Origin of the sequence: Streptomyces chartreusis NRRL 3882 (assembly GCF_900236475.1) — a bacterium.
Taxonomy (GTDB): Bacteria; Actinomycetota; Actinomycetes; order Streptomycetales; family Streptomycetaceae; genus Streptomyces; species Streptomyces chartreusis_D.
This window is the reverse complement of record NZ_LT963352.1, coordinates 6242925-6268351: the sequence shown is the minus strand read 5'-3', so window position 1 is coordinate 6268351 and position 25427 is coordinate 6242925. Positions and strand designations below refer to the sequence as shown.

Genomic DNA, 25427 nt, shown 5'->3' with positions numbered 1-25427 from the left:
GGCCGGGCGGACCATGAGCCCCGGTCCAGGGGTCAGGTCCCGGACCGGGGCTGCTCGGTGGGGAACTCGTCCCGGATCAGACGTTAATCGTCGCGGTGATCCTGCGGTCCGTGATCGAGCGCCCGACCTGGATCTCGTACGAACCCTTCACACACGACCACGACATGGTCGTCTCGTCCCAGATCTCGAAGGCCCGGCGCGGCAGTGCGACGGTCGCCTCGACACTCTCGCCGGGTCCGGCGTCCACGCCCGCGAAACCGGCCAGCCAGCGTGCGGGGCGGGTGGGGTCGGGCTCGCTCGGGGCGAGGTAGAGCTGGACGACCTCGTGGCCGGGGCGGTCGCCGGTGTTGCGGAGGCGGACCTTCGCGGTGGTTCCGTCGGCGGTGCCTTCGACCTCGACCGACTCGTAGGTCCAGTCGGTGTAGCCGAGGCCGTGGCCGAAGGGGTAGGCGAGGGTGCGGCCCTGCTGCTCCCAGGCGCGGTAGCCGATGAAGACGTCCTCGTCGTAGCGGAGTTCGCCGCCCGCCGGGACGACCTGGGTGACCGGGGCGTCGGCCAGGGAGCCCCAGGTGGTGGGCAGGCGGCCGCCGGGCTCGTGGGCGCCGGTGAGGACGTCCGCGAGGGCCGCGCCGCCCTCCTGTCCGGGGAACCAGGTGAGGAGCACGGCGGCGACGTCGTCGCGCCACGGCATCTCCACCGGGGAGCCGGAGTTGACGACCACGACGGTGTCGGGGTTGGCGGCGGCGACGGCGCGGACCAGGTCGTCCTGGCGGCCGGGGAGGCGCAGGTCCGTGCGGTCGAAGCCCTCCGACTCGACGCGGTCGGTGGTGGCGACCACGACGACGGCGGTGTCGGCGGTCCGGGCGGCCGCGGCTGCCTCGGCGATCAGCTCGTCGGGGTCGCGCTGCGGGTCCTGGTGGGCGAGGGTGAAGCCGATGACCCGCATGGGGTGGTCGCCGAGCGGCGGGACGGTGTAGGTCAGGGATACCTCGACCGGTTCGCCCGTGGTCAGTTCGACCCGGGCGTGGGGCACCGGGGCGCCGAAGAACGCCGCGAAGGGGTCGCCGTCCTCGGCGGGGCGCTGGACGTCGTCGAAGTACGTGGTGCCCGCGACGGTCAGCCTGAAGGGGCCGAGGCCCTTGATGCCGAAGGTGTGCGTGCCGGTCTCGCGCGGGGTGAAGGTGCCCGTCAGCTCGACGGCCGCCAGGGTTTCGTGGGTGACCCCGTCCGGGAGGTCGCCGCCCATCCACTGGATGTGGCCGCTGGGGGCGGAGCGGGTGCCGATGACGGTGCCCTGGCTGTCGCGGCAGACGGCGCGCAGTTCGAAGCCCTGGTCGGCGACGGGGAGTTCGGTGTTCGGATCGGCGCCGAGGGCGTGGGTGAGGCTGCCGTCGGGGAGGGCGGCGGTGAGGCCGTCGAGCGGGGAGACGGTCCGGGCGGGGAAGACGGTGGCGGAGCCGCCGCCGAGGACGCGGGCGTCGCGGGCGGCGGCGCCGATCAGCGCGATCCTGCCGGGCTTCAGCGGCAGCGCGCCGTTCTCGTTGCGGACGAGGACGAAGGAGCGGCGGGCGATCTCGCGGGCGAGCGACTCGCCGTGGACGGGCGCGGGCAGGTCGGTGACGGCCGGTTCGGCGCCCTCCAGGATGCCGACGCGGGCGGCGAGGCGCAGGACGCGGCGGACGGCCTCGTCGACCCGGGACTCGTCGGCCCGGCCGTCCCGTACGGCCTGCGCGAGGGCCTCGCCGTAGACGGTCTGCGGGCCGGGCATGGCGATGTCGAGGCCGCCGGCGAGGGCGCCGGTGGTGGAGCGGGCGGCGGTCCAGTCGGAGACGTTGATCCCGTCGAAGCCCCACTCGCCGCGCAGGACCTCGTTGACGAGGTGGTGGTGCTCGGTCATCGTCGTGCCGTTGACCGTGTTGTAGGCGGTCATGACGCCCCAGGGGTGGGCGTTCTCGACGATCGCCTCGAAGGGGGCCAGGTACAGCTCGCGCAGGGCGCGTTCGCCGACGAGGTTGTTCACCGTGAGGCGGTCGGTCTCGGCGTCGTTGGCGACGAAGTGCTTGACGGTGGTGCCGACGCCGCCGGACTGGACGCCCCGGACGTACCCGGTGCCGATCCGCCCCGTGAGGTACGGGTCCTCGCTGTAGGCCTCGAAGTGGCGGCCGCCGAGCGGGGAGCGGTGCAGGTTGACCGTGGGGGCGAGCAGGACGTGGACGCCCTTGCGGCGGGCCTCCTGGGCCAGCAGCACCCCGGCCCGGTGGGCGAGTTCGGGGTCCCAGGTGGCGGCGAGGGCGGTCGGTGAGGGCAGGGCGACGGACGGGTCGTCGGCGCTCCAGTGCACCCCGCGGACGCCGATCGGGCCGTCGGACATGACCAGGGAGGCCAGTCCGGCCTCCGGCAGCGCGGGCAGGCTCCACATGTCCTGGCCGGCCAGCAGCCGCGCCTTGGCGTCCAGGTCGAGCTTGCCGAGGGCGGCCTCGACCGCCGCCTCGCGCCGTGCCTCCGCCGTCTCCGCCGCGTCTGCTGTCTCCGCCACGTCGCCACCTCCACGTCGAGAGTCGCTGGATGCCGACATCGTGCCCGCGTTACCTGTAATGCGGTAGGTTTCGTTACCTTCTCGCAATGATCAGGGTTCGTCATGTCGTACGGTGACGCCATGACGGCCAGGACGAGAAGCGAGGAACGGCGCGCGGAGATCGTGCGGGCCGCTCTGGAGGTGATCGCCGAACGCGGCTACCGCGGAGCGAGCCTGGCCGCGGTCGCCGAGCGGGTCGGGCTCACCCAGCAGGGGCTGCTGCACCACTTCCCGACGAAGGAGGCGCTGCTGGTCGCGGTGCTCCAGGAGCGGGACCGCTGGGACGCGATGCCCGCGGGCCGGCTGCGCCTGGACCTGCTGGCCTCGCTGGTCGAGTACAACGCGATGCGGCCCGCCATCATCCAGACCTTCGCGGCGCTGCTCGGCGAGAGCGTCACGGAGGACCATCCGGCGCGGGCGTACTTCACGGAGCGCTATGTCGGGGTGCGCGCCGGCATGGCCGAGGTGCTGCGCGCCGAGTACGGCGACCGCCTGCCGGGCGGCCTCACCCCCGAGCGTGCCGCACCCCTGGTGGTGGCGCTCCTGGACGGCCTGCAGTACCAGTGGCTGCTGGACCCGGAGTCGGTGGACATGGCGTCGGCGTTCCGGGACTTCCTGACGCTGCTGGACGAGAGCACCGGCTGAACGCCCGGCGGGCGGGTCCCCGGGATCGCGACCGAGCCGGTCTACCTGCCGTGGGCGTCCTTGCGGGGAAGGGGGCCGATGTCGGCGTGGCGGCCGGGACGGAGGGCCGCGTGGCGTTGTCCGGGGCCGGGGCCGGCGCTCCGTGCGGCGAGGGCGTCGGCGACCGCCCCGGTGGCGAAGGCGTAGACGGCCTTGTGCAGTACGTCGATGACGAGTTCCTTGCGGGGCCAGCTGGGCGGCGGGGCGCCGACGCCGGTGGCGTTTTCGAGGATCTGGTCGTTGGTGAGGCGCACGACGGTGAACTTCGCCGAGGCGACCGGTCCGCGCAGTCCGGCCTGGGCCATGAGCGAGCGCAGCACGCCGAGGAGGGCCGCTTGGCCGAAGTGCATGGTCCAGTTCACCGGCAAAGGCTGCTTCCCCGGGTGTTCGGGCAGGCCGGTCAGGCGCTGGAGGACCCGGGCGGGCACGTGGGAGCCGGGCCGTTTGGTGATGGCCTGTTCGAGTTTCTCGCCGAGGGTCATCACGACGCCTCCGGCGGTGCCGGCGATCAGTCCCTGCCACAGCGCGCGCTTGATCATGCCGTTGCGGGTACCCGCTGGCCGGCACCTTGACCCGGGCCGCCGGGCGGGCTCACCCGGATGCCGTGCCCGGCGGGAACGCGGCCGGTGCGAGGGGGTAGACGTACGGCAGCAGACGCGTCCGTGTCAGGAAGGCAGGCACATGAACGCACCGGCCCACCCGTCGGCGGTCCACACCGCGCGGCCTGAGCAGCGCAGGTCGATGGTCGTGTGCGGAGTGATCGGAGCCGCGCTGATGGCCGCCGTCGACGAGATCGTCTTCCACCAGATTCTGGGCTGGCACCACTTCTACGACCGCTCCACCCTCAACGTGGGGCTGCTGTCGGACGGGCTGCTGCACACCGCCGAGCTGCTGGCCCTGGTCGCCGGGTTCTTCGTCCTCGCCGATCTGCGGCGCCGCCGCACCCTGGCTCCGGCCCACGCCTGGGCCGGATTCTTCCTGGGCCTGGGGATCTTCCAGCTCTGCGACGGAATCGTGGACCACAAGCTGCTGCGCCTGCACCAGATCCGCTACGGCGTGGACGTCACCCCCTATGACTGGGCGTGGAACCTCGGCGGCCTGGTCCTGCTGCTGATCGGCGTGGCACTGGCCATCCGTGCGGCCCGCCGCAATCGGACCGGCGCGGCATCGTGATCCTCGCGCACGCGCACCCCGGCACGGGCACGGACCCTGGCCTGGCAGGGCTGGTCACCGCGGCGGCCTCCCTGTCGGCGACCGTCCTCTACGCGTCGGCCGCGGCCCGCTTGCGGCGCCGCGGGGACGCCTGGCCCTGGTGGCGCGATGCGTCGTTCACCACCGGCAGCGCGGCCCTGGCCTGGGCGGCGGTGGGCTCACTGCCGGGCGGTCCCTTCACCGCCCACATGGTGCAGCACCTGATCGTCGGCATGGCGACCCCGTTGCTGCTCGTCCTCGCCCGTCCTCTGACCCTGGTCCTGCGTGCCCTGGCCCCCGGTGCAGGGCGCAGAGGGCTGCTGGCCCTGGCGCACTCCCGTTGGGCGGGCCGGCTCCTCTTCCCTCCGCTGGCGGCCCTGCTGGATGCCGGAGGGCTTTGGCTTCTGTACCGCACCGGGCTGTTCGCCACGCAGCAGCACGTGCCGTGGCTGCACGCCCTGGTCCACACCCACGTCCTGGCCGCCGGACTGCTGTTCACCTTCGCCGTCTGCCGGCTCGATCCGGTGCACCGCCGCTGGAGCCTTGCGGTGCGCGGGGCGGCCCTGCTGGCCGCCGGCGCCGCGCACGCCGTGCTCGCCAAGAGCATGTATGCGGCCGGGCCTCCCGGCACCAGCTTCACCGCCGCCGACCTGCACACCGGAGCCCAGGTCATGTACTACGGCGGCGATCTGGTCGAAGCAGCGCTCGCCATCGTCCTGGCCGGCTCCTGGTACGCGGCTTCCGGCCGTGCCCGGACGCGGCGGCACCGGGCGGACCGGCACGTGAGGCAGCACGCTGTGACCCGGGCGCCGGCCGGGCCCTGAGGCCCCCGCCCGGTGAGGGCCGCCGGGCTCGGTGTGACGCACCTGAGCCCGCCCATGGCGTGGGCCACTTCCGTCACGCGATACTGCGGCCGTCCGGCACCACTCAGCGCACCCCACTGCGACGGAAGGCCCGAACTGCCTTGAATTCCCTGCGTATCCGGATAGGCGTCCTCGGTCTGGCCCTGCTGACCGGCTTCAGCACCCCGACGGCCGCGAGCGCCGCCGAGGCGGCGGCCCCCTCCCCCACCGTCGAGGAACGGCGGCTCGACAGGGCCGTCCCGCAGGAGATCCTGCGGCGCTCCGGATTCGACACCCTCGCACCGAGGTTGGCCCGGGCGCTCGATGCGGCCCGCTCCTACGGGGAGGCCCGCCGGGCGGTGGCCCGCGAGGGCTCGCAGTTGTGGCGGCGGGCCGTCGACCGGGCGCAGGGGCGCGGCCCCGTCGGCGGAGACCTCAGCCGGGACGACGACCGGCCGCTGTACTGGGCGCGGCTCGGCATGACGCGCGAAGTGCGCACCTGGGAGCCGCAGTTCGATCTGACGGACGGGCAGCGGGCCGCGCTGCTGGACGAGCTGGAGCGCACCTCGCGCGGCCAGACGGTCATCGGCTACCCACACGGCAAGGGCCTGAAGCGCATCCTGCTCACCGGCTTCGATCCGTTCACCCTGGACCGGGACATCCGTATCTCCAACCCGTCCGGCGCCACCGCGCTCGCCCTCGACGGCACCGTGATCGAGACGGCGGACGGCCCGGCCCGGATCGAGACGGTCGTGTTCCCGGTGCGCTGGCAGGACTTCACGGAAGGGACGGTGGAGCGGACGCTGCGGCCGTACCTGCCGAAGGTCGACCTGTTCACGACCGTGAGCCAGGGCCGCGTGGGCCGGTTCGACATCGAGCGGACCAACGGGGCCTGGCGCGGCGGCTTCGGGGACAACGAGAACATCGGCCGCACCGAGACCGTACCCGTCAGCGACCCCGCCTCCCAGCCGCAGTGGACGACGACCACGCTGCCGTACCGGGCGATCGTCGCCGCGGACACCGGCCGTTTCCCGGTGTACGACAACACCGGCGTCACGGAGATCCCGGCGGGCGGCACGGAGCCCGTCGTCCGCCCGGACGGGCCGACCCCCGGCTCGACCGCTCGCGCGGGCGGCGGTGGTGACTACCTCTCCAACGAGATCGCCTACCGGGCCACGCTGCTGCGGGACCGACTGGGGCTGCACGACGTCCTGCCGGGCGGGCATGTGCACACGCCCGTGCTCCAGTTCGGCGCCGGTAACACCACCGAGGTCACCGACCCGGAGTTCGTGCGGAACCGGCTGGACATCATCGCGCAGGTGAGGACGATCCTGAGGGTGGCCGCGGAGGAGTCGTGACGGCTCCGTCGCCCTCCGCGCCGTCCTCCTGGATCTCCTCGCCCAGCAGTTCCCGCGCCATGAGGGTGCCGCCGGCGACCGCGCCCGGCATCAGGAACACCGCGACGAACGGGACCAGGAAGGCCACGGCCAGCGGCGTGCCGAAGCCCCAGACGAGGGTCTTGCGGGAGCGGAGCAGGCCGAGGCGGGTGCGCAGTTCGACGCCACGGCGCTGGAGGGCGACGGCCGTCAGTTCCTCGGTGAGGAAGAAACCGGTGACGATGCACCCGATCACCGGTACGGCCGTCTGGCCGACGACGGGGATGAAACCGCACGCGAACAGCAACACGCCCCACAGGGCGGCCCGTACGACGATCCGGAGGCTGTCCCGGGCGGAGATCCACAACTCCCGCCACAGCGGCAGGCCCGACTCGGGGGCGTGGCCGTCCGGGGACACGTCCCGGTCGACCTTCTCGGAGAGGGTCTCGTAGAAGGGCTGCCCGATCAGCAGCGTCGCCGCGGTGAACGTCACCACGGCGAGGAGCAGGGCGAGGGCGAACAGCACGGCGGTCAGGAAGCCGCGGAAGAGCCCGAGCCACGGGCTCGACCAGTCGTCGGCGAACGGGGTCGCCCAGGCGACGGCGTCCTCGCCCCACAGCGCCAGCGCGACGAGCGCCGCCGCGTACAGCACGAGGGTGATCAGGCCCGGGAGCAGCCCGAAACCGTAACTCCTGCCGTGCCGGGCCACCCATCGCTGGCCCTTCAGCAGGTACCGGAAACCCACCCCGAGATCGCGCATGGGAAAACCCTATCGGTGCTGGTGTCGCGCCCTTGACGCGCTCCGGTCACACCGGTGTCACAGCCGCCCGGGAGGGGCCATCCGGGTCATCGGTGACACCAAGGCGGCCTTGTTGCCGTTGAGTCGAACCGGTACACCTCGCCGTACCGATCTCAGGAAGCCCCTCAGGAGGTACGCGTGCGCACCACGAGAACCGTTCCTGCGAGACCTGTACTGATCGTCACCCTCACCCTCGCCACGGCGGGTTCACTCCTGCTCGGCCCCGACGCCGCCGGCGCGGACCCGAAGCCCGTCACCCGCGAGGGCGCCGCCGTGGACGACCACGCGGCACAGGCTCCCGCGAGCGCGGCCCGGCGCGCACTGACCGCGGACACCCCTAGCGGCACGTCCACCGCGACGCCCGTCCGCGGCTACCCCCGCCGCCAGGTCCTCTCCCCCGACCCGGAGAACCCCGGCGACAAGTCCCTGAAGCTGGGCCTCACTCCGTACCACGCGATCGCCCCGAAGCTGAACGCCCTGCAACGCCTCGGCGACCGGGTGAGCGTGGAGGTGACCGGCCGCTCGGCCGGCGGCCACCGCCTCTACCTCGTCACCGTCACCGCCCCGGAGACCACCCGCCAGGCCCTCGCACAGGAGCGCATGCGCGAGCTGATCGAGAACGCGCCCGCGGCGGCCGCGAAGTCCCGCGAGATCAAGCACGGTTACAAGACCCCCGTCTTCGTCAACAGCAACATCCACGGCAACGAGTGGGAGGGCACCGACGCCTCCCTGAAGATCGTCGAGCAGCTCGCGACGGCGAAGGACGCCGAGACGCGCGACCTCCTGGCGCACAGCCGCCTGTACTTCAACATCACGGCCAACCCGGACGGCCGTATCGCCGGCACCCGCGCCAACGCGAACGGCTTCGACCTGAACCGCGACTTCGTCACCGCCTCCCAGCCCGAGACCCGCGCGATGCGGCAGATCGAGCTGGACAAGCAGCCGGCCGTCCTGCTGGACCTGCACGGCTACGTCAACGGCACCCTCATCGAACCCACCACGCCCCCGCACGGCGAGAATTACGAGTACGACCTCTTCCTGAAGAACACCTACGCCAATGCCCTCGGCATGGAGTCCGCGGTCAACGCCCTCGGCTACACGCCCGCGAAGGACGGCGTGGAACCGGCCCAGATCCCGTTCCGCGACCAGGAGGAGGGCTGGGACGACTGGCCGCCGGTCTTCACCCCGCAGTACGCGGCCTTCCACGGCACGGTCGCCGCGCACACGGTGGAGATCCCGCTGGCGGTGAACAACGAGGAGTACGACGAACTGCCCGTCCCGGAGCTGCGCCGCCGCTCGGCGGTCAACACGGCCGTGGCGGGCGCGGCGATCCGCGCGACCCTGGGCCACGTCCGGGAGCACCGCACCTCACTCGTCGCCGACCAGATCGAGGTCTTCCGCCGCGGCGCGGCCGGCGCCCCGCAGGTGCCGGTGTCACCGCGGACGGTCCCCGGCGTCCCCGGCATCGGCCCGGAGGACGTCTACACGACCACGTTCCCGCGCGCCTACGTCATCCCGTCCGGCGACTCCCGCACCCAGCGCTCGGCCCCGGCAGCGGCCCGCCTCGTCGACCACCTCCTCGCCAACGACGTCCGCGTCACCCGCGCCGACCGCCCCTTCCGGCTCGCCGGACGGACGTACCCCGAGGGCTCGTACGTCGTCGACCTGCACCAGCCCAAGCGCGGCATGGCGAACGTGCTGCTGGCCGACGGGCGGGACATCAGCGGCAGGGTGTCGGTGATGTACGACATCTCGGGCTGGAGCCTGGGCCGCCTGTGGGGCGCCACGGTCGAACGGGTGCCGTCGGGCAGCCTGCGGGGCGCGCCCCTGCGCCCGGTCACCGAGGCGGCCCCCGTCGCCCGCACGGCGGCCGGCGGCAACCTCCGCCTGCGCCTGACCGACCCGCGCGAGATCGCGGCCCTCAACTCCCTCCTCCGGCAAGGCGTTGAGGTGCGCCAGGGGCCGGACGGCAGCGCGATCGTCCCGGCGTCGGCCCGCCGCGAGGCGGTCGCGGCAGCCCGTACGCACGACGTCTCCTTCACGGCCACGCGGCTCACCGGTGGCACGCCCCTGCACCGCCTCCGGGTCGCCGCCGCCGTCACGCCCGGTGAGCTGTTCGCCCTGCGGGAGATGGACTTCGACGTCACGCCGGTCTCGACGGCCGTCCTGAACGGGGGCTTCGACTGGTCCGGCTCGGACGTGCTGTTCGTGTCCGCCGGCCTGGACCACGCCGCCCTGACCGCCTCCGCCCGCAGGGCCCTGGACGCCTTCCTCGACGACCACGGCCTGGTCGGCCGGGGAGCGACGGGAGCGGCCCTGAACGCGGCGGCGGGCCGGCTGGCCGTCACACCGGTCGAGGGCGACACCGACGCCAACGGGGTCGTACGAACGGCGAACACGGGCCGCGTCACGCTCGACGCTCCCGCGCACGCCTTCGTCTACGCCCCCCTGTGGTTCACCGGCCTGGGCCCGGGCGTGCGGGTGGAGCAGTCGTACGCGACCGGGAATCCGCTCGTCTCCGGGCACTGGCGCCCGCTGCAGGACGGCACCGGCGGTCCCGCGGCGGCAGCGGGACAGGCCTCGGTGGTCAGCGGCGGCCGGACGGTCCTGTTCGGCACCGAACCACTCTTCCGAGATCATCCCAAGGGACAATTCCCACAGGTGGCGAGGGCCTTGTTCACAGTGGCACACAGCGGTTCAGGTGAGGAGAGCGGATGACGCAGGAGATCCACGGCACGGTGGCCGACGGCTTCCAGGGGGTGCGCGAGGAGTTCGCCGCGTTCGTGGCCGGGGAGCGCCCCGACTACGAGGGCCAGCTGTGCGCCTACGTCCACGGCCGCAAGGTCGTCGACCTGTGGGCGGGGACCGACGCGGACGCCCTCTACGGCGTGTTCTCGTCCACCAAGGGCGCCGCCTACCTGGTCGTCGCGCTCCTCGTCCAGGACGGCACGCTCGAACTGGACCGCAAGGTGACGTACTACTGGCCGGAGTTCGCGGCCGAGGGCAAGGGCGCCCTGACCCTGCGCGACCTGCTCGCGCACCGGGCGGGCGTGGTCGGCACGGACACCGGCTTCACCCTCGCGGAGCTGGCCGACGACCGCCAGCTCGCCGAACGCCTCGCCGACCAGCGGCCGTTCTGGCGCCCCGGCACGGCGTTCGGCTGTCACGCGCTGGTCAGCGGGGCCCTGGTGGGCGAGGTGGTACGCCGGGCCACGGGCCGCACGCTCCAGGAGGTCTACCAGGAGCGGATCAGGACCCCCTACGCCCTGGACTTCCACCTCGGCCTGCCCGCGCCCCACGAGCCCCGTTTCCGCACCACCCAGCCGATGGCCCCGACCCCGGACCAGCAGGCCCTCCTCGACGCCACGCCGACGGGTCCGCACACGCTCACCTCGATCGCCTTCAACCGCCACGCCGCGGAACCCACCGACCTCGCCTCGCTGCCCAACATGCCGCTGGTCCGCGCCAAGGGCCCGGCGTCGGTGGGCGCGGTGGCGTCCGCGCGGGGGCTGGCCGGGATGTACGCGGCGGCGATCAGCGAGGTGGGCCAGCGGGCGCCGCTGCTGAAGCCGGACACCGTGGCGGAGTTCGGCCAGTTCCACTCGGTCGGTTACGACCTGGTGGCACGTGCCCACAAGTCGTTCGGCCTCGGCTTCCAGACCACGGCCGACGCGTGGCACCCGTTCCTCGGCGCCGGGACGATCGGGCACAGCGGCGCGAACGGCTCGCAGGCCTTCGCGGACCCGTGGAGCGGACTCGCGTACGGCTACACGCGCCGCCGTTTCGCCTTCCCGGGCGGCGCGGCCCCGGAGAACGACCGTCTGGCGCGGGCGATCCACAGGGCGGCCCTCGCCCTCTGAGCCGGGCACGGACGGAGGCCGCACCCCACGTCCAAGGGTGCGGCCTCCGCGTACGCAACGACGGCGGTCAGACCAGCGTCACGGTGATGTTCCCGCGGGTCGCCTTCGAGTAGGGACACACGCCGTGGGCCTTCTCGATGAGCGAGCGCGCGGTGCCCCGGTCCACCTTGGGAATGTCGGCGGAGATCTCCACGATGATCCCGAAACCGTCCCCGTTCTTCCCGAGGCCGACCTTCGCGGTGACGGTCGCCCCGGTGAGGTCGGCCCCCTCCTGACGTGCGACGACGCCGAGAGCACCCTGGAAACAGGCGCTGTAGCCGGCGGCGAACAGCTGCTCCGGGTTGGTCCCGGCGCCACTGCCGCCCATCTCCTTCGGCGGGTTGACGACGACGTCGAGCTTGCCGTCGTCGGTGGCGACCCGTCCGTCGCGCCCGCCCTCGGCGGTGGCGACGGCGGTGTACAGGACGTCGGACTGCTGGATGGGCATGCGGTTGTGTTCCTTCGGTCGTCCGCCGCGGCTCGCGCCCGGGCCGAGCGGATTCGGAAAGAACTTACCGCATGCCGGAAACCATCAGAAGGTGTCAGAGCTTGACGATCATCTTCCCGGTGTTGTCGCCGCGCAGCACACCGAGGAACGCCTCGAGGTTGTTCTCGATGCCCTCGACGACGGTCTCCCGGTACTTCAGCTCACCGGAGGCGACCCAGGGGGCGACCTCCTGCACGAACTGCGGCTGAAGGTCGTAGTGGTCCCCGACCAGGAAGCCCTCGATACGGCCGCGGGTGGCGATCAGGCGGGCGAGGTTCCTCGGACCCGGGGCGGGCTCGGTGTTGTTGTACACGGAGATCATCCCGCAGACGGCGATCCGCCCGCCCTCGTTGAGGGACCCGATGGCGGCCTCCAGGTGATCACCACCGACATTGTCGAAGTACACGTCGATCCCGTCGGGAGCCGCGGCGCGCAGCTGCTTGCCCACGGGGCCGTCCTTGTAGTTGAAGGCGGCGTCGAAGCCGTACTCCTCCACGAGGAGCTTCACCTTCTCGTCCGACCCGGCGGAGCCGATGACCCGGGAGGCGCCCTTCAGCTTGGCGATCTGCCCGACCTGACCGCCCACGGCGCCGGCGGCACCGGACACGAAGACGGTGTCGCCCTCCTTGAAGGCGGCGGTGCGCAGCAGGCCCGCGTAGGCGGTGAGGCCGGTCATGCCCAGCACGCCGAGGTACGTCGACAGCGGCGCGGCGTCCGGGTCCACCTTGACGGCGTTCTTCGCGCCGACGACCGCGTACTCACGCCACCCGAAGAAGTGCAGCACGTGATCCCCGACGGACAGCCCCTCGGCGTTCGAGGCCACGACCTCGCCGACGGCACCGCCCTGCATGACCTTGCCCAGCTCGAAGGGGGCGACGTAGGACTTCGCGTCGCTCATACGGCCGCGCATGTACGGGTCCACAGAGAGGTACTTGTTCCGCACGAGGACCTGCCCCTCACCCGGCTGCGGCACCTCAGCCTCGACGAAGGCGAAGTCCTCGGGCTTCGGCCATCCGACGGGGCGGCTGACCAGGTGCCACTCGCGGCTGACGGCGGGGAGGGTGGAGGTGTCGGTCATGGTGCGCCTTTCCACTGACTCGGTTGGCTCGATCGGCTCGGTGCAAATGTTTCAGTACCTGAAACAACCATGCTCCTGAAAATTTCAGGTTGTCAAATAACCGGGTACCCTCGATTGCATGGCCTCCACCACATCCGCCTCCCGGAACAGCCACCGCCCCGATCCGCTGACCCTTGAGGTCGTCGAGCTCATCGGGGAGGTCGTGGCGCGGTTCCATGAGGACTACGAGGAGGCGGCGGCGGAACATGCGCTGACCGGGGCGCAGGCGCGGTTGCTGAGTCTGCTGTGCCTCGAGCCGCTGCCGATGCGGAGGCTTGCCCAGCGGCTGAAGTGCGAGCCGTCGAACGTCACGGGGATCGTGGACCGGCTGGAGGCGCGGGGGCTGGTGGAGCGGCGGCCGGATCCCGCGGATCGGAGGGTGAAGGTGGCGGCGGCGACGGGTGAGGGGCGGCGGGTGGCCCGGAGCCTGCGGGAGTCGCTGCGGTTCGCCCGGGAACCGCTTGCCGGTCTCTCCGAGGGGGAGAGGGTGGCTTTGCGGGATGCGTTGCGGGGGATGCTGGGGTGAGGTCGGGGTGGTGCCGGACGCTGCGGGGTGCTCGGCGTAGCCGCTGAGGCCGGGTGGGTCCGCAACCCGGCGGAACGGGGTGCCGCTGCGCCCACCCGTGCCGCCCCAAGCGGCACGACTGCCCGCAGCTCAGCGGGACGGCGGCCCGCAGCGCGGCGGCCTGCGGCAGCTGAGCCGAGACGCACCCGCACCCGCGTACGCACGGAAGGGGGCGTGTCGGGGGGTGTCCGCCCGCAGCGGTTGGCGCGTCAACGCCAGTCAATCGGTGTGGGGCCCCATCGCGCCGTCCCGAGGACGGACACCCCCCGGCGCGGCCCCGCCCCACCCCCGCCGCGTAGGCGCTACGCGCACCACCACAGGAAGCGGTTGCAGGTTTCCGAGGGGGACGGTTCCGGGGCCGGGGGCGGGGTCGTCGGGTCCGTGGTTCGGGTGGGGGCCGGGGCCGGCTGGGCGGCCGTAGGGGCCGCGGTCGGGCGGTTGGGGGACGTGTCCGCCGAGGTCGAGTCGGAATCCTTCGGCGTCTCGTCGTCCTTCGCGTCCTTGGACTTGTCCGGCTTCGGGGACTTGGAAGCCGACGGTGAGTCAGACGCGTCCGGCGAAGGGGACCCTGACGCCCTCTCAGCCCCGGAGCCCGTGCCCTGGCCGCCCGTCTCGCCCGTCTCGCCCGCCTCGGTCGACGCGTCGCCGTCCGCCGACTCACCCCCCGCCGCCGCCGGCTTCGGTGTCGACTTCGGTGCGTCCATGCCGAGCTCCGCGAGACTCAGCCCACCCGCCGCCAGCACGAACCCCGCCGCGACGAACAGCGTCCGGCGCCGCCGCCGACGATGCGCCGCGGCCTTCCGGTCCCGCCGGCTCGTCCCACCACCCGGGCCCTCGCCGACCGGTCCGTGCTCACCCACCCGTCCACGTCCACGCCGCCGAGCAGCACGCCCCAACGGCTCACCGTCGCCGTCGCGTTCTTCATCGAACCCGTCCGGATCATCCGGCTGAGCGGACCCGTCGGGCACGCCCTCCCCGCTCTCGGGAACGCCCTCAGGAACGGCGTCGTACCCGCCGTACTCCGGCTCACGCCAGCGCAGCACATCGGCTGGGGTGCCGCACCCCGGGCAGGCGAGCGCGCCGTTGAGGTGCCGTCGGCACGGGTCGCAGTAGTCCATGACGCGGGAAGATTAAGTTCCCCGCCGGTCACGTTCCTAGATCCAGCTGTGAAGGTTCTGTAGGGACACGCCGCCCCCATGGTTTCGAAACTGTCGAAACCGTTATGCGCGCGACCCATTGACACCCCCACCGCCCCGTCCTTACTGTCACGCCAGCATTTCGAACGTGTGCCGAAATATCGAACACGTCGAACTGAATGACTGACGAACCGAGCCGACGAAGCTGCGAGGGAAAACCGCCGTGCGCATCACCGGAATCAGCACACACGTGGTCGGGACGCCGTGGCGCAACCTGACGTACGTCCAGGTGCACACCGACGAGGGGATCACCGGAGTCGGCGAGACCCGGATGCTGGGACACACCGACGCCCTTCTCGGTTACCTGAAGGAGGCTGAGGTCAACCACATTCTCGGCTCCGACCCCTTCGCTGTCGAGGACCTCGTCAAGCGGATGAAGTACGGCGACTACGGCCGCGCCGGCGAGATCGTGATGTCCGGCATCGCCGTGATCGAGATGGCCTGCTGGGACATCAAGGGCAAGGCCCTCGGCGTCCCCGTCTGGCAGCTGCTGGGGGGCAAGGTCACCGACAAGGTCAAGGCGTACGCCAACGGGTGGTACACCACGGAGCGCACCCCGGAGGCGTACCACAAGGCGGCCCAGGGGGTCATGGAGCGGGGCTACCGGGCGCTCAAGATCGACCCCTTCGGCACCGGGCACTTCGAGCTGGACCACAAGGACACCCTGTACGCCGTCTCCCTGATCGAGGCGGTCCGGGACGCCATCGGCCCCGAGGCCGAGCTGATGCTGGAGATGCACGGCCGCTTCTCCCCCGCCACGGCCGTACGCCTGGCCAAGGAGCTCGCGCCGTTCAAGCCGGCGTGGCTGGAGGAGCCGGTCCCGCCGGAGAACCTCAAGGCCCTGGAGAAGGTGGCCGCCAAGGTCGACATGCCGGTAGCGACCGGTGAGCGCATCCACGACCGGATCGAGTTCCGCGAGCTCTTCGAGAGCCAGGCCGTGGACATCATCCAGCCGGACGTCGGCCATATCGGTGGAATCTGGGAGACCAGGAAGCTCGCGGCGACGGCCGAGACCCACTACATGCTGGTGGCCCCGCACAACGTCGGCGGCTCGGTCCTGACCGCCGCATCGCTCCAGGTCGGCTTCACCTCCCCGAACTTCAAGATCCTTGAGCACTTCAACGACTTCGCCGACGCTGAGATCAAGAAGGTGATCAAGGGCGCCCCGCAGGTGAACCCGGAGGACGGCTGCTTCCACCTCTCGGACGCCCCGGGTCTGGGCGTGGAGCTGGACGTCGACGCCGCCGCCGAGTTCCCGCAGCAGCAGGCCCGCTTCGACCTCTGGGCGGACGGCTGGGAGCAGCGCAAGCCCAAGGGCACGCAGTGACCCTCCGGTCCCCGGAAACCCGGAACCGGCAACCGAAAGCTTCGAAACCCGGAGGAGCGACGTGAGCACCGCGGTAGTGATCGACGCCCCGGGCGAGCACCGCCTCGTCCCGCACGAGCCCCGGCGGCCCGAGGCCGGCGAGGCACTGGTGCGCGTCCACGCCTCCGGCATCTGCGGCAGCGACCGCGAGGTCTACCAGGGCAACCGCCCCGAGGGCTACGTGCGCTACCCGCTCACCCCGGGCCACGAGTGGTCCGGGACCGTCGAGGCGGTGGGCGCCGGTGTCCCCGAGTCCCTCGTCGGCCGCAAGGTCGTCGGTGAGGGCTTCCGCAACTGCCAGGTCTGCGACCGCTGCCACGCGGGCGACACGACCCTGTGCACGGCCGGTTATGAGGAGACCGGGTTCACCCAGCCGGGCGCGATGGCGGCCACGCTGACGCTCCCCGCCCGTCTCCTGCACGCCCTCCCGGACGACTGCGACCTCACGGCCGCGGCCCTCCTGGAGCCCGCCGCCTGTATTGCGGCGGCCGCGCTGAAGGGGAACGCACAGCCCGGCGAGCGCGTCGCGGTGGTCGGCACCGGCACCCTCGGCATGTTCGCCGTGCAGTTCCTGAAGGCGAACTCGCCGGCCGAGCTGCTGGTCGTCGGCACCCGCCGGGACCGCGAGGCGCTGTCGCGGCAGTACGGCGCGACGGACTTCCGGACGAAGGACCAGGATCTCCCGGACGACTTCGACGTGGTGATCGAGACGGCCGGCTCCGCGGACGCCGCCAGGATCTCCGCCGCCCTGCTCCGACGCGGCGGCCGGCTGGTCCTGACCGGTATCCCGGCGCCGGGTGCCGACGGTCTCGACCCGACCGATCTCGTCGTACGGCAACTGGAGGTGCACACCGTCTTCGGTGCTCCGCCGGACGCCTGGGCGCACACGGTGCGGGTGTTCGCGGCCGGTCTGCTCGACCCACTGCCGCTGGTGACGCACGAGCTGCCGCTCGCCGACTTCTCGCAGGCCATCGAGCTGGTGGGAGCCGGTGATCCGAAGGTGGGCAAGGTGTTGCTCCGCCCCTAGACGTACGCCGGTACGGGGGCAACCTGACGGCTCCCGTACCGGCGTACACCCAGCCTTGCCCTACCCAGAGCCGCGAACCTCGTCCGAAATATCGAACCGAAGGACTTTCCTGTGACCGACGCTTCCGCCACGGCAGCCCGTAGGCCCGGTGAGCAGGCGCTCACCACGCTGGGCCTGAGCGCGCCCGCCCTCGACCCCGCCGACGCCTCGCCGCACTCCTTCCCCGGCGGCGGCCGCTGGCGCACCGAGATCCCCTCGTGCGAGGGTCCCGAGGCGCTGGCGGTGGTCCTGAAGGAGGCCTCGCGGCTGGACGTGCCGATCCACCGGATCAGCCAGGGCAGCGGCGTGTGGATGCTGACCGACGCCGAGATCACCGAGATGGTCGAGGCGACGGCCGAACGCGACATCGAGCTCTGCCTGTTCACCGGCCCGCGCGGCACGTGGGACATCGGCGGCTCCACGCGTACCGACTCGCGTGGCGGGGGCCTCAGAGCCCGCGGCCACGACGCCGTCGCCGGCTGCGTCGAAGACGCCGTGCGGGCCACGGAGTTGGGCGTCAAGTGCCTGCTCGTCGCCGACGAGGGCGTGCTGTGGACGCTGCACCGGGCGCGCGCGGCCGGCATCATCCCGGCCGACACGACCCTCAAGGTGAGTGCGCTCATCGGGCCCGTCAACCCGGCGGCGTACGCGGTGTACGAGCGCCTCGGCGCCGACTCCGTCAACGTGCCGAGCGACCTGACGCTCGATCACCTCACCGAGATCCGCCGGGTTTCCGGCGCTCCGATGGACATGTACATCGAGGCCCCCGACGACCTCGGCGGCTACGTCCGGATGTACGAGGTCGCCGAGCTCATCCGGCGCGGCGCACCGCTCTACCTGAAGTTCGGCCTGTCGAAGGCGCCCGGGATCTACCCCTACGGGCACCACATGCGCGAACTCACCCTGGCCACGGCCAAGGAACGCGTGCGGCGGGGCCGGCTCGCCCTGGACCTCCTGGCCCGCCACGGCGCCGACGGCGACATGGCGCCGCTCGGGTCGCGACTGCCGGGCGATCTGCAACGGTTCGAAATCTCGGCATAACGTTCCGGAAACTCAGCTTCACAAAAGAAGACACAGCCGACCACAATCCCACACATCTCTTCTCGGTCTTTCCGGCACGACCACCCGGAGCGACTTCGCGCCTCCCAGACCGAGCCCTGCACACAGATCAAGGATGATCATCATGCGTAACCGCAGAGCCGCTCTCGCCGCCATAGCCGGAGCCGCGTCCCTCGCCCTGACCCTGTCCGCCTGCGGCCAGAGCGGCGAGGGCGGCAGCAAGGAGGGCGCGGGAGACGCCAAGGGAGGCACCATCGGCGTCGCGATGCCGACCAAGTCCTCCGAGCGCTGGATCCTCGACGGCGACTACGTCAAGAAGAACCTGGAAGCCAAGGGCTACAAGGCCAAGCTGGTCTACGGCGAGGACGACCCGGACCAGCAGGTCTCCCAGGTCGAGAACCTGATCACGCAGGGCGTCAAGGCGCTGATCATCGCGGCCATCGACAACAAGTCGATGAACAACGTGCTCCAGCAGGCCAAGGACGCCAACATCCCGGTCATCTCCTACGACCGCCTGATCCTCGGCACGAAGGACGTCGACTACTACGCCTCCTTCGACAACGAGAAGGTCGGCGAGCTCCAGGGCAGCTACATCGTCGAGAAGCTCGGCCTGAAGGACGGCTCCAAGAAGGGCCCCTTCAACATCGAGCTGTTCGCCGGCTCCAACGACGACAACAACACCCGCTACTTCTTCGGCGGCGCGATGAAGGTCCTGCAGCCGTACATCGACAAGAAGCAGCTCGTCGTCCGCTCCGGCCAGACCAAGCTCAACCAGGTCACCACGCTGCGCTGGGACGGCGGCACCGCCCAGAAGCGCATGGACGACATCCTGACCTCGGCCTACAAGACCGAGCGCGTCGACGCCGTCCTCTCCCCCTACGACGGCATCTCCATCGGCATCCTCTCCGCGCTGAAGTCCGACGACTACGGCTCCAAGAGCAAGCCGCTGCCGGTCGTCACCGGCCAGGACGCCGAGGTCGCCTCCCTGAAGTCGATCGAAGCGGGCCAGCAGACCCAGACCGTCTTCAAGGACACCCGCGAACTCGCCAAGGTGGCCACGGACATGGTCGACGCGGCGCTGAACGACAGGAAGCCGGAGCTCAACGACACCAAGACCTACGACAACGGCGTGAAGGTCGTGCCCGCGTACCTGCTGAAGCCCGTGAGCGTCGACAAGGCCAACTACCAGAAGGTCGTCATCGACTCCGGCTACCACACGGCAGCCGATCTCAAGTAGTCCCCGCCACCGACCGACGACACCACTGATTGGAAGGCACGACCATGGCGGGACCCGTCCTGGAAATGCGCTCGATCGTCAAGACCTTTCCCGGCGTCAAAGCGCTGTCGGACGTCACCCTGACCGTCCGGCAGGGCGAGGTCCACGCCATCTGCGGAGAGAACGGCGCCGGCAAGTCGACCCTGATGAAGGTCCTCTCCGGCGTCCATCCGCACGGCACCTACGAGGGAGACATCCTCTTCGAGGGAGAGCTCTGCCAGTTCAAGGACATCCGGGCCAGCGAAGAGCGCGGCATCGTGATCATCCACCAGGAACTGGCCCTGGTGCCCTACCTCTCCCTCGCGGAGAACATCTTCCTCGGCAACGAGCACGCCACGCGGGGGATCATCAGCTGGACCGAGACGCTGCGGCACGCCACGGAACTGCTGCGCCGGGTCGGTCTCTCCGACCACCCGGACACCCGCGTCGCCGACATCGGCGTGGGCAAGCAGCAGCTCGTGGAGATCGCGAAGGCCCTGTCGAAGAAGGTGAAGCTGCTCATCCTGGATGAGCCGACCGCGGCCCTGAACGACGAGGACAGCGACAAACTCCTCGATCTGATCCTGGAGTTGAAGAAGCAGGGCATCACCTCCATCATCATCTCCCACAAGCTCAACGAGATCCGGAAGGTCGCCGACTCGGTGACGATCCTCCGCGACGGCCAGACCATCGAGACCCTCGATGTGAAGGCCCCGGAGACCACCGAGGACCGGATCATCAGCGGCATGGTCGGCCGCGACCTGGAGCACCGCTTCCCGGAGCGGTCGCCGCACGAGCCCGAGGAGGGCGTGGCGCCCGCCCTGGAGATCCGGGGCTGGACCGTGTTCCACCCGATCGACCAGCAGCGCAAGGTCGTCGACGACGTCTCCCTCCAGGTGCGGCGCGGCGAGATCGTCGGCATCGCGGGCCTGATGGGCGCCGGCCGCACCGAGCTCGCGATGAGCGTCTTCGGGCGGACGTACGGCCGGTACGCGGGCGGCACGGTCCTCAAGGACGGCACGGAGATCCGTACGAAGTCCGTCCCCGAGGCGGTCAAGCACGGGATCGCGTACGTCACCGAGGACCGCAAGCACTACGGCCTCAACCTCATCGACACCATCAACCGGAACATCTCGCTGACCGCCCTGGGCAAGGTCGCCAAGCGCGGTGTGGTCGACGAGCACGAGGAGCGGCAGGTCGCCGAGGGCTTCCGCAAGTCCATGAACATCAAGGCGCCGACCGTCTTCGAGCCGGTGGGGAAACTGTCCGGCGGCAACCAGCAGAAGGTCGTCCTCAGCAAGTGGATCTTCTCGGGCCCGGACGTGCTGATCCTGGACGAGCCGACGCGCGGCATCGACGTCGGTGCCAAGTACGAGATCTACACGGTCATCGACCAGCTGGCCGCCCAGGGCAAGGCGGTCGTCTTCATCTCCTCCGAGCTGCCCGAACTGCTCGGCATGTGCGACCGCATCTACACGATGGCCGCGGGGCGGCTGACCGGTGAGTTCTCGCGGGCCGAGGCCTCCCAGGAATCGCTGATGCGTCAGATGACGAAGGACAAAGAGGTAACCCGATGAGCACGGACGTGACCGCCAAGACGCCGGCCCCCGCGCCGCCCGGCAAGGGAGGGGCGGCCACCGGCGACGGACTCCTGCAGCTGGTGCTGGACGGCATGCGGCGCAACATGCGCCAGTACGGCATGCTGATCGCGCTCGGCCTGATCGTGGCGCTGTTCGCCGTGTGGACCGACGGCGACCTGCTGCTGCCGCGCAACGTCTCCAACCTGGTCCTCCAGAACAGCTACATCCTGATCCTCGCGATCGGCATGATGCTGGTCATCATCGCGGGCCACATCGACCTGTCGGTCGGCTCGCTGACGGCGTTCGTGGGCTCGATGGCCGCCGTGTTCATGGTCAAACAGGACCTTCCCTGGCCGCTCGCCGTGGTGCTGTGCCTGGCGGTGGGCGCGGTCGCGGGTGCCATCCAAGGGTTCTTCATCGCGTACGGCGGCATACCGTCGTTCATCGTGACCCTGGCGGGCATGCTGATCTTCCGCGGTCTGACGGAGATCTTCCTGGAGGGCCAGACCCTGGGTCCGTTCCCGGACGGGCTGCAGAAGGTGGCCAACGGGTTCCTGCCCGAGGTCGGCCCGAACACCAACTACCACAACCTCACGCTGCTGCTGGGCTTCGCGATGATCGCCTTCGTGATCTTCCAGGAGGTCCGGGACCGCAAGCGGCAGCAGGAGTTCAACCTGGAGGTCCCGCCCACCAAGCTGTTCCTGCTGAAGCTGGTCGCGATCTCCGCCGCCGTGCTGACGCTGACCATGCTGCTGGCCAGCTACAAGGGCGCCCCGATCGTGCTGCTCATCCTCGGCGTGCTGCTCGTCGGCTTCGGCTACGTCATGCGCAACGCCATCGTCGGCCGCCACATCTACGCGATCGGCGGCAACCTGCCCGCGGCCAAGCTGTCGGGTGTGAAGGACAAGAAGGTCACCTTCCTGGTCTTCCTGAACATGGGCATGCTCGCGGCCCTGGCGGGTCTGGTCTTCGCCGCCCGCTTCAACGCGGCCTCTCCCAAGGCCGGCCTCAACTTCGAGCTGGAGGCGATCGCTGCCTCGTTCATCGGCGGTGCGTCGATGAGCGGCGGTGTCGGCACCGTCCTCGGCGCGATCATCGGTGGCCTGGTCCTGGGCGTGCTGAACAACGGTATGAACCTCGTCGGCATCGGCACCGACTGGCAGCAGGTCATCAAGGGCCTGGTGCTCCTGGCGGCGGTCGGGTTCGACGTGTGGAACAAGCGCAAGGTCGGTTCGTAAGTCACCTGGGCCCCGCCGGAAGGCGGGGCCCACTCCTTATGCGGGAGCCGCACACATGGAACTGAACAGACGCACGGTCATCGCGGGAGCCGCGGCGGCGGGAATGGCCGCCACCACGCTCGGCGGCACGGCGCACGCCACGGGAGGCAGGAAGCCGGTGAAGACGCTCTTCGGCAAGCTCGCCGACGGCACCAAGATCTACAGCTGGTCGCTGGAGAACGGCGGCACCCGCCTGAAGGTCCTCTCCTACGGCGGCATCGTCCAGTCCCTGGAGATCCCCGACCGCCGCGGCCGCTACGCCAACGTCAGCGCGGGCTTCGACAACATCGAGGACTACGTCGCCAAGAGCCCGTACTTCGGCGCTCTGATCGGTCGCTACGGCAACCGCATCGGCAAGGGCAAGTTCACCCTCGACGGCAAGAACTACCAGCTGTCCGTCAACGACGGCGAGCAGAGCCTGCACGGCGGCGCCAAGGGCTTCGACAAGCGCGTGTGGGACATCGAGCCGTTCACCAAGGGCTCCGACGTCGGCCTGTACCTGTACTACACGAGCGTCGACGGCGAGATGGGCTACCCGGGCACGCTCAAGACGAAGGTGACGTACACGCTCACCCGGCACGGCGACTGGCGCATCGACTACGAGGCCACCACCGACAAGGCCACCGTCGTCAACCTCACCAGTCACGTCTACTGGAACCTGGCCGGCGAGGGCAGCGGCACGATCGAGGACCACGAGCTCCAGATCGCCGGCTCCCGCTACACGCCCACCGACTCGGGTCTGATCCCGACGGGCGAGCTGGCCAAGGTCGCGGGCACTCCCTTCGACTTCACCCGCGCCAAGGCGATCGGCCGGGACATCCGCACCTCGCACCCCCAGCTGGTCACCGCCAAGGGCTTCGACCACAACTGGGTCCTCGACAAGGGCATCACCGCCCGGCCGGAGCACGTCGCCACCCTGCGCGACCCCGCCTCCGGCCGCACCCTGAAGATCGCCACGAACGAGCCGGGCCTGCAGTTCTACTCCGGCAACTTCCTCGACGGCACGCTGACCGGCCCGTCCGGCCGCACCTACCGGCAGGGCGACGCGCTCTGCCTGGAGACGCAGCACTTCCCGGACTCGCCGAACAAGCCGTCGTTCCCGTCGACGGTGCTGCGGCCCGGGCAGACGTACCGGACGTCGACGATCCACACGTTCGGCTGCTGACAGGCCTTCACATCCAGGACACAAGTTCTGACCGGTTTCTCGACGGTTGAACGGTGTCACTGTGGCCTCCGTAATCAAGGGCGGCCCGTGCTCCCCCGCGCGGGCCGCCCTTAAACGTCGGGTCCGGCCGTCCCCAACGGACCCGCCCTATACGGAGGTTCCATGGCCGACAACGTCACGTCGCTGTTCCGCAGCACCGCGGCGCACAGCCCGTCGATGGCGGCGTTGACACGTGAGGGCGGCGACGGCGCGGGTCCGGTGGACTTCTGTATCCCCTGCAACCCGTACTTCCCCACCCCGGCCATGTTCGACGACATGTCGGCCAGACTCCGCGACATCATCACGTACTACCCGAGCAGCGCCGACACCATCACGGCCGAGCTGTGCAGCCTGCTCCAGCTGCCACCGCAGTGCGTGGCGATGGGCAACGGCTCCACCGAGCTGATCACCTGGATCGACCACCTGCTCGTCCGCGAGTCCCTCGCCGTCCCCGTCCCCACCTTCGGCCGCTGGACGGACCAGCCGATGGAGACCGGCAAGCGGGTCGACATGTTCCCGCTCCAGGAGTCCAGCGGCTTCGCCCTCGACCTCGCGCAGTACGCCGAGTTCATCCGGGCCCGGGGCACTCGCGTCGCCGTCATCTGCAACCCCAACAACCCCGACGGGGGCTTCCTGCACAAGCACGCCATCGTCCAGTTCATGGACGCCATGGCCGACCTCGACCTGGTCGTCATCGACGAGTCGTTCCTGGAGTTCGCGGACGCCGAGGCCGAGCCGTCCGTCGTCCAGGAGGCGATGCTGCGGCCCAACGTCATCGTGCTGCGCAGCCTCGGCAAGAACTTCGGCCTGCACGGCATCCGCTTCGGCTACCTGGTCGCCAACCCCGCGCTCGCCGGGCGCGTCCGCTCCATGCTGCCCAAGTGGAACCTCAACTCCTTCGCCGAGCATGTCGTCTTCATGCTCAAGGAGCACGGCGCCGAGTACGCGCAGAGCCTCCAGCAGGTCCGGCGCGACCGGCTCGACATGGCCAGCCAGCTGTCCTCCCTGCCCGGGCTGACGGTCTACCCGTCGCAGGGCAACTTCCTCTTCGTGCGCCTCCCCGTGGGCGCCGAGGGCACCGTGGTCCGGGACCGGATGCTCACCGAGCACCGGATCCTGGTCCGCGAGTGCGGCAACAAGATCGGTTCGTCCAGCCGCTTCCTGCGTCTCGTCGTGCGCCCCCAGGTGGACGTGCGTCGCCTGGTGTCCGGCCTGGAACAGGTGCTCTACGGGACGTCCAGGAGGGGAGCCGCCGTACCCGAGCTGGGCAACGGGACCAGCTACAGCTCGGGTACGGCGGCAGTGGACCGTCTGGTGAGCGAGACCAACGGATCCGGCATGCGGGGCCTTGCCGCTCAGGCCACCGGCGGCGGCGCTCCGGCGCCCGCCGCCGCTCCGGCTGCCGCCGGCACCGGTATGCCGCTCCCCGCCGCCGCGTCCGCCGTGCCGGCGGGTGCGGGTGGCGGGATGCCGATGCCGGCGGCAGCACAGGTCGGGCAGATGGGGCAGGTTGGGCACTTCGGGCAGATGGGGCAGCAGCAGATGCCGCAGTCCGTCCCGCAGTCCGTGCCCCAGCCTGCCCCGCAGTCCGTCCCCCAGCCTGTGCCGCAGCCTGCCCCTCGGCCCGTGCCGCAGCCGGCGCCGGCGCCACAGCCCATGGCCGCGCCGGCCCCGCCGCTGGCCCCTGTGGCGCAGGCGCCCGTCCCGGCCCCGGCGCCGGTCCCTGCGGCCACCGGGCCCACGCCGCCGGGGGTTCCCGCGCGGGGTGGGTTGACGGCGGCGCAGGTCAGGGGGACGAATGGGCTCTCGCCCGCGCCCGCTACGGGGTGGCCGGGGGCGCAGGCCTGGCCCAATGCTGCGGGGATGGGGCAGGCCGGGTAGCCCCTCTC

The 25427-nt window shown here is 71.0% G+C and carries 21 protein-coding genes; 15 read left to right on the top strand and 6 right to left on the bottom strand.

The window, feature by feature from the left end; all coding sequences use genetic code 11:
* Positions 1–76: 76 nt before the first annotated feature.
* Positions 77–2575 carry a beta-glucosidase H gene (locus SCNRRL3882_RS28320; protein ID WP_202458455.1) on the bottom strand — a complete coding sequence of 833 codons (2499 nt, stop codon included), beginning with the start codon at positions 2573–2575 and terminating at the stop codon, positions 77–79.
* Between the two features lie 63 nt (positions 2576–2638).
* Between SCNRRL3882_RS28320 and SCNRRL3882_RS28315 the strand changes: the two genes are divergently transcribed.
* Entirely contained in the window at positions 2639–3220 is a 582-nt protein-coding gene (locus SCNRRL3882_RS28315; RefSeq protein ID WP_010048540.1) for a TetR/AcrR family transcriptional regulator, read from the top strand.
* A gap of 41 nt (positions 3221–3261) precedes the next feature.
* Here the strand turns inward: SCNRRL3882_RS28315 and SCNRRL3882_RS28310 are convergent, their stop codons facing one another.
* Positions 3262–3798, bottom strand: coding sequence for a hypothetical protein (locus SCNRRL3882_RS28310; RefSeq protein WP_010048542.1), 537 nt, complete (start codon positions 3796–3798; stop codon positions 3262–3264).
* A gap of 142 nt (positions 3799–3940) precedes the next feature.
* Between SCNRRL3882_RS28310 and SCNRRL3882_RS28305 the strand changes: the two genes are divergently transcribed.
* The 3 genes from SCNRRL3882_RS28305 to SCNRRL3882_RS28295 all read left to right on the top strand — a co-directional run bounded on the left by SCNRRL3882_RS28305 (position 3941) and on the right by SCNRRL3882_RS28295 (position 6650).
* Positions 3941–4432: a DUF2243 domain-containing protein gene (locus SCNRRL3882_RS28305; RefSeq protein WP_010048543.1), complete on the top strand. Its 492-nt coding sequence runs from the start codon at positions 3941–3943 to the stop codon at positions 4430–4432.
* Entirely contained in the window at positions 4429–5274 is an 846-nt protein-coding gene (locus SCNRRL3882_RS28300; RefSeq protein ID WP_010048544.1) for a cytochrome c oxidase assembly protein, read from the top strand. The genes SCNRRL3882_RS28305 and SCNRRL3882_RS28300 overlap by 4 nt, the downstream gene beginning before the upstream one ends.
* 140 nt (positions 5275–5414) lie before the next feature.
* Entirely contained in the window at positions 5415–6650 is a 1236-nt protein-coding gene (locus tag SCNRRL3882_RS28295) for a hypothetical protein (protein WP_010048545.1), read from the top strand.
* Here the strand turns inward: SCNRRL3882_RS28295 and SCNRRL3882_RS28290 are convergent.
* Complete coding sequence (locus SCNRRL3882_RS28290) at positions 6601–7428, bottom strand: EI24 domain-containing protein (protein ID WP_010048546.1); 828 nt, start codon at positions 7426–7428, stop codon at positions 6601–6603. The genes SCNRRL3882_RS28295 and SCNRRL3882_RS28290 overlap by 50 nt on opposite strands.
* A 177-nt stretch (positions 7429–7605) precedes the next feature.
* Here SCNRRL3882_RS28290 and SCNRRL3882_RS28285 point away from each other — a divergent pair, with 177 nt between their 5' ends.
* The gene (locus tag SCNRRL3882_RS28285; RefSeq protein WP_010048547.1) at positions 7606–10185 is read left to right on the top strand and encodes a M14 family zinc carboxypeptidase; all 2580 of its coding nucleotides are present in this window, start codon (positions 7606–7608) and stop codon (positions 10183–10185) included.
* Entirely contained in the window at positions 10182–11327 is a 1146-nt protein-coding gene (locus SCNRRL3882_RS28280) for an EstA family serine hydrolase (RefSeq protein WP_010048548.1), read from the top strand. Before SCNRRL3882_RS28285 ends, SCNRRL3882_RS28280 begins: the two co-directional genes overlap by 4 nt.
* Positions 11328–11394: 67 nt before the next feature.
* On the opposite strand, the gene SCNRRL3882_RS28275 is transcribed toward SCNRRL3882_RS28280, so the two are convergent.
* On the bottom strand, positions 11395–11814 hold the full coding sequence (locus SCNRRL3882_RS28275; protein WP_010048549.1) for an organic hydroperoxide resistance protein: 420 nt from the start codon (positions 11812–11814) through the stop codon (positions 11395–11397).
* Positions 11815–11908: 94 nt separating this feature from the next.
* Positions 11909–12931, bottom strand: coding sequence for an NADP-dependent oxidoreductase (locus SCNRRL3882_RS28270; RefSeq protein WP_010048551.1), 1023 nt, complete (start codon positions 12929–12931; stop codon positions 11909–11911).
* A 118-nt stretch (positions 12932–13049) separates the two neighbouring features.
* Between SCNRRL3882_RS28270 and SCNRRL3882_RS28265 the strand changes: the two genes are divergently transcribed.
* The gene (locus tag SCNRRL3882_RS28265) at positions 13050–13496 is read left to right on the top strand and encodes a MarR family winged helix-turn-helix transcriptional regulator (RefSeq protein WP_010048552.1); all 447 of its coding nucleotides are present in this window, start codon (positions 13050–13052) and stop codon (positions 13494–13496) included.
* Positions 13497–13837: 341 nt separating this feature from the next.
* Here SCNRRL3882_RS28265 and SCNRRL3882_RS40890 read toward each other — a convergent pair whose 3' ends face one another.
* Positions 13838–14653, bottom strand: coding sequence for an SCO2400 family protein (locus SCNRRL3882_RS40890; RefSeq protein WP_029181353.1), 816 nt, complete (start codon positions 14651–14653; stop codon positions 13838–13840).
* Positions 14654–14894: 241 nt separating this feature from the next.
* Here SCNRRL3882_RS40890 and SCNRRL3882_RS28250 point away from each other — a divergent pair, with 241 nt between their 5' ends.
* From SCNRRL3882_RS28250 to SCNRRL3882_RS28215, 8 genes are all read left to right on the top strand, one after another.
* On the top strand, positions 14895–16058 hold the full coding sequence (locus tag SCNRRL3882_RS28250; RefSeq protein ID WP_010042370.1) for a mandelate racemase/muconate lactonizing enzyme family protein: 1164 nt from the start codon (positions 14895–14897) through the stop codon (positions 16056–16058).
* Positions 16059–16119: 61 nt separating this feature from the next.
* Complete coding sequence (locus SCNRRL3882_RS28245; RefSeq protein ID WP_010042368.1) at positions 16120–17124, top strand: zinc-dependent alcohol dehydrogenase; 1005 nt, start codon at positions 16120–16122, stop codon at positions 17122–17124.
* A 111-nt stretch (positions 17125–17235) separates the two neighbouring features.
* A complete protein-coding gene (locus SCNRRL3882_RS28240; protein WP_010042363.1) occupies positions 17236–18204 on the top strand; it encodes a hypothetical protein in 969 nt (322 codons plus the stop codon).
* Between the two features lie 142 nt (positions 18205–18346).
* Positions 18347–19459, top strand: a complete 1113-nt coding sequence (gene chvE / locus SCNRRL3882_RS28235; RefSeq protein WP_418952375.1) for a sugar-binding protein — start codon at positions 18347–18349, stop codon at positions 19457–19459.
* A 44-nt stretch (positions 19460–19503) separates the two neighbouring features.
* A complete protein-coding gene (mmsA, locus tag SCNRRL3882_RS28230; protein ID WP_010042358.1) occupies positions 19504–21054 on the top strand; it encodes a multiple monosaccharide ABC transporter ATP-binding protein in 1551 nt (516 codons plus the stop codon).
* Entirely contained in the window at positions 21051–22295 is a 1245-nt protein-coding gene (gene mmsB, locus SCNRRL3882_RS28225) for a multiple monosaccharide ABC transporter permease (protein ID WP_010042357.1), read from the top strand. The genes mmsA and mmsB overlap by 4 nt, the downstream gene beginning before the upstream one ends.
* 55 nt (positions 22296–22350) lie before the next feature.
* The gene (locus SCNRRL3882_RS28220; protein WP_010042356.1) at positions 22351–23499 is read left to right on the top strand and encodes an aldose epimerase family protein; all 1149 of its coding nucleotides are present in this window, start codon (positions 22351–22353) and stop codon (positions 23497–23499) included.
* 162 nt (positions 23500–23661) lie between these two features.
* Positions 23662–25419, top strand: coding sequence for a pyridoxal phosphate-dependent aminotransferase (locus SCNRRL3882_RS28215; protein WP_010042354.1), 1758 nt, complete (start codon positions 23662–23664; stop codon positions 25417–25419).
* Positions 25420–25427: the final 8 nt, after the last annotated feature.

Excerpts from the sequence above, each read along its gene's own strand:
- SCNRRL3882_RS28320 (WP_202458455.1), bottom strand. The coding sequence starts at position 2,575 with ATGTCGGCATCCAGCGACTCTCGACGTGGAGGTGGCGACGTGGCGGAG.
- SCNRRL3882_RS28315 (WP_010048540.1), top strand. The coding sequence starts at position 2,639 with ATGTCGTACGGTGACGCCATGACGGCCAGGACGAGAAGCGAGGAACGG.
- SCNRRL3882_RS28310 (WP_010048542.1), bottom strand. The coding sequence starts at position 3,798 with ATGATCAAGCGCGCGCTGTGGCAGGGACTGATCGCCGGCACCGCCGGA.
- SCNRRL3882_RS28305 (WP_010048543.1), top strand. The coding sequence starts at position 3,941 with ATGAACGCACCGGCCCACCCGTCGGCGGTCCACACCGCGCGGCCTGAG.
- SCNRRL3882_RS28290 (WP_010048546.1), bottom strand. The coding sequence starts at position 7,428 with ATGCGCGATCTCGGGGTGGGTTTCCGGTACCTGCTGAAGGGCCAGCGA.
- SCNRRL3882_RS28280 (WP_010048548.1), top strand. The coding sequence starts at position 10,182 with ATGACGCAGGAGATCCACGGCACGGTGGCCGACGGCTTCCAGGGGGTG.
- SCNRRL3882_RS28275 (WP_010048549.1), bottom strand. The coding sequence starts at position 11,814 with ATGCCCATCCAGCAGTCCGACGTCCTGTACACCGCCGTCGCCACCGCC.
- SCNRRL3882_RS28270 (WP_010048551.1), bottom strand. The coding sequence starts at position 12,931 with ATGACCGACACCTCCACCCTCCCCGCCGTCAGCCGCGAGTGGCACCTG.
- SCNRRL3882_RS28265 (WP_010048552.1), top strand. The coding sequence starts at position 13,050 with ATGGCCTCCACCACATCCGCCTCCCGGAACAGCCACCGCCCCGATCCG.
- SCNRRL3882_RS40890 (WP_029181353.1), bottom strand. The coding sequence starts at position 14,653 with ATGGACTACTGCGACCCGTGCCGACGGCACCTCAACGGCGCGCTCGCC.
- chvE (WP_418952375.1), top strand. The coding sequence starts at position 18,347 with ATGCGTAACCGCAGAGCCGCTCTCGCCGCCATAGCCGGAGCCGCGTCC.
- mmsA (WP_010042358.1), top strand. The coding sequence starts at position 19,504 with ATGGCGGGACCCGTCCTGGAAATGCGCTCGATCGTCAAGACCTTTCCC.
- mmsB (WP_010042357.1), top strand. The coding sequence starts at position 21,051 with ATGAGCACGGACGTGACCGCCAAGACGCCGGCCCCCGCGCCGCCCGGC.
- SCNRRL3882_RS28220 (WP_010042356.1), top strand. The coding sequence starts at position 22,351 with ATGGAACTGAACAGACGCACGGTCATCGCGGGAGCCGCGGCGGCGGGA.
- SCNRRL3882_RS28215 (WP_010042354.1), top strand. The coding sequence starts at position 23,662 with ATGGCCGACAACGTCACGTCGCTGTTCCGCAGCACCGCGGCGCACAGC.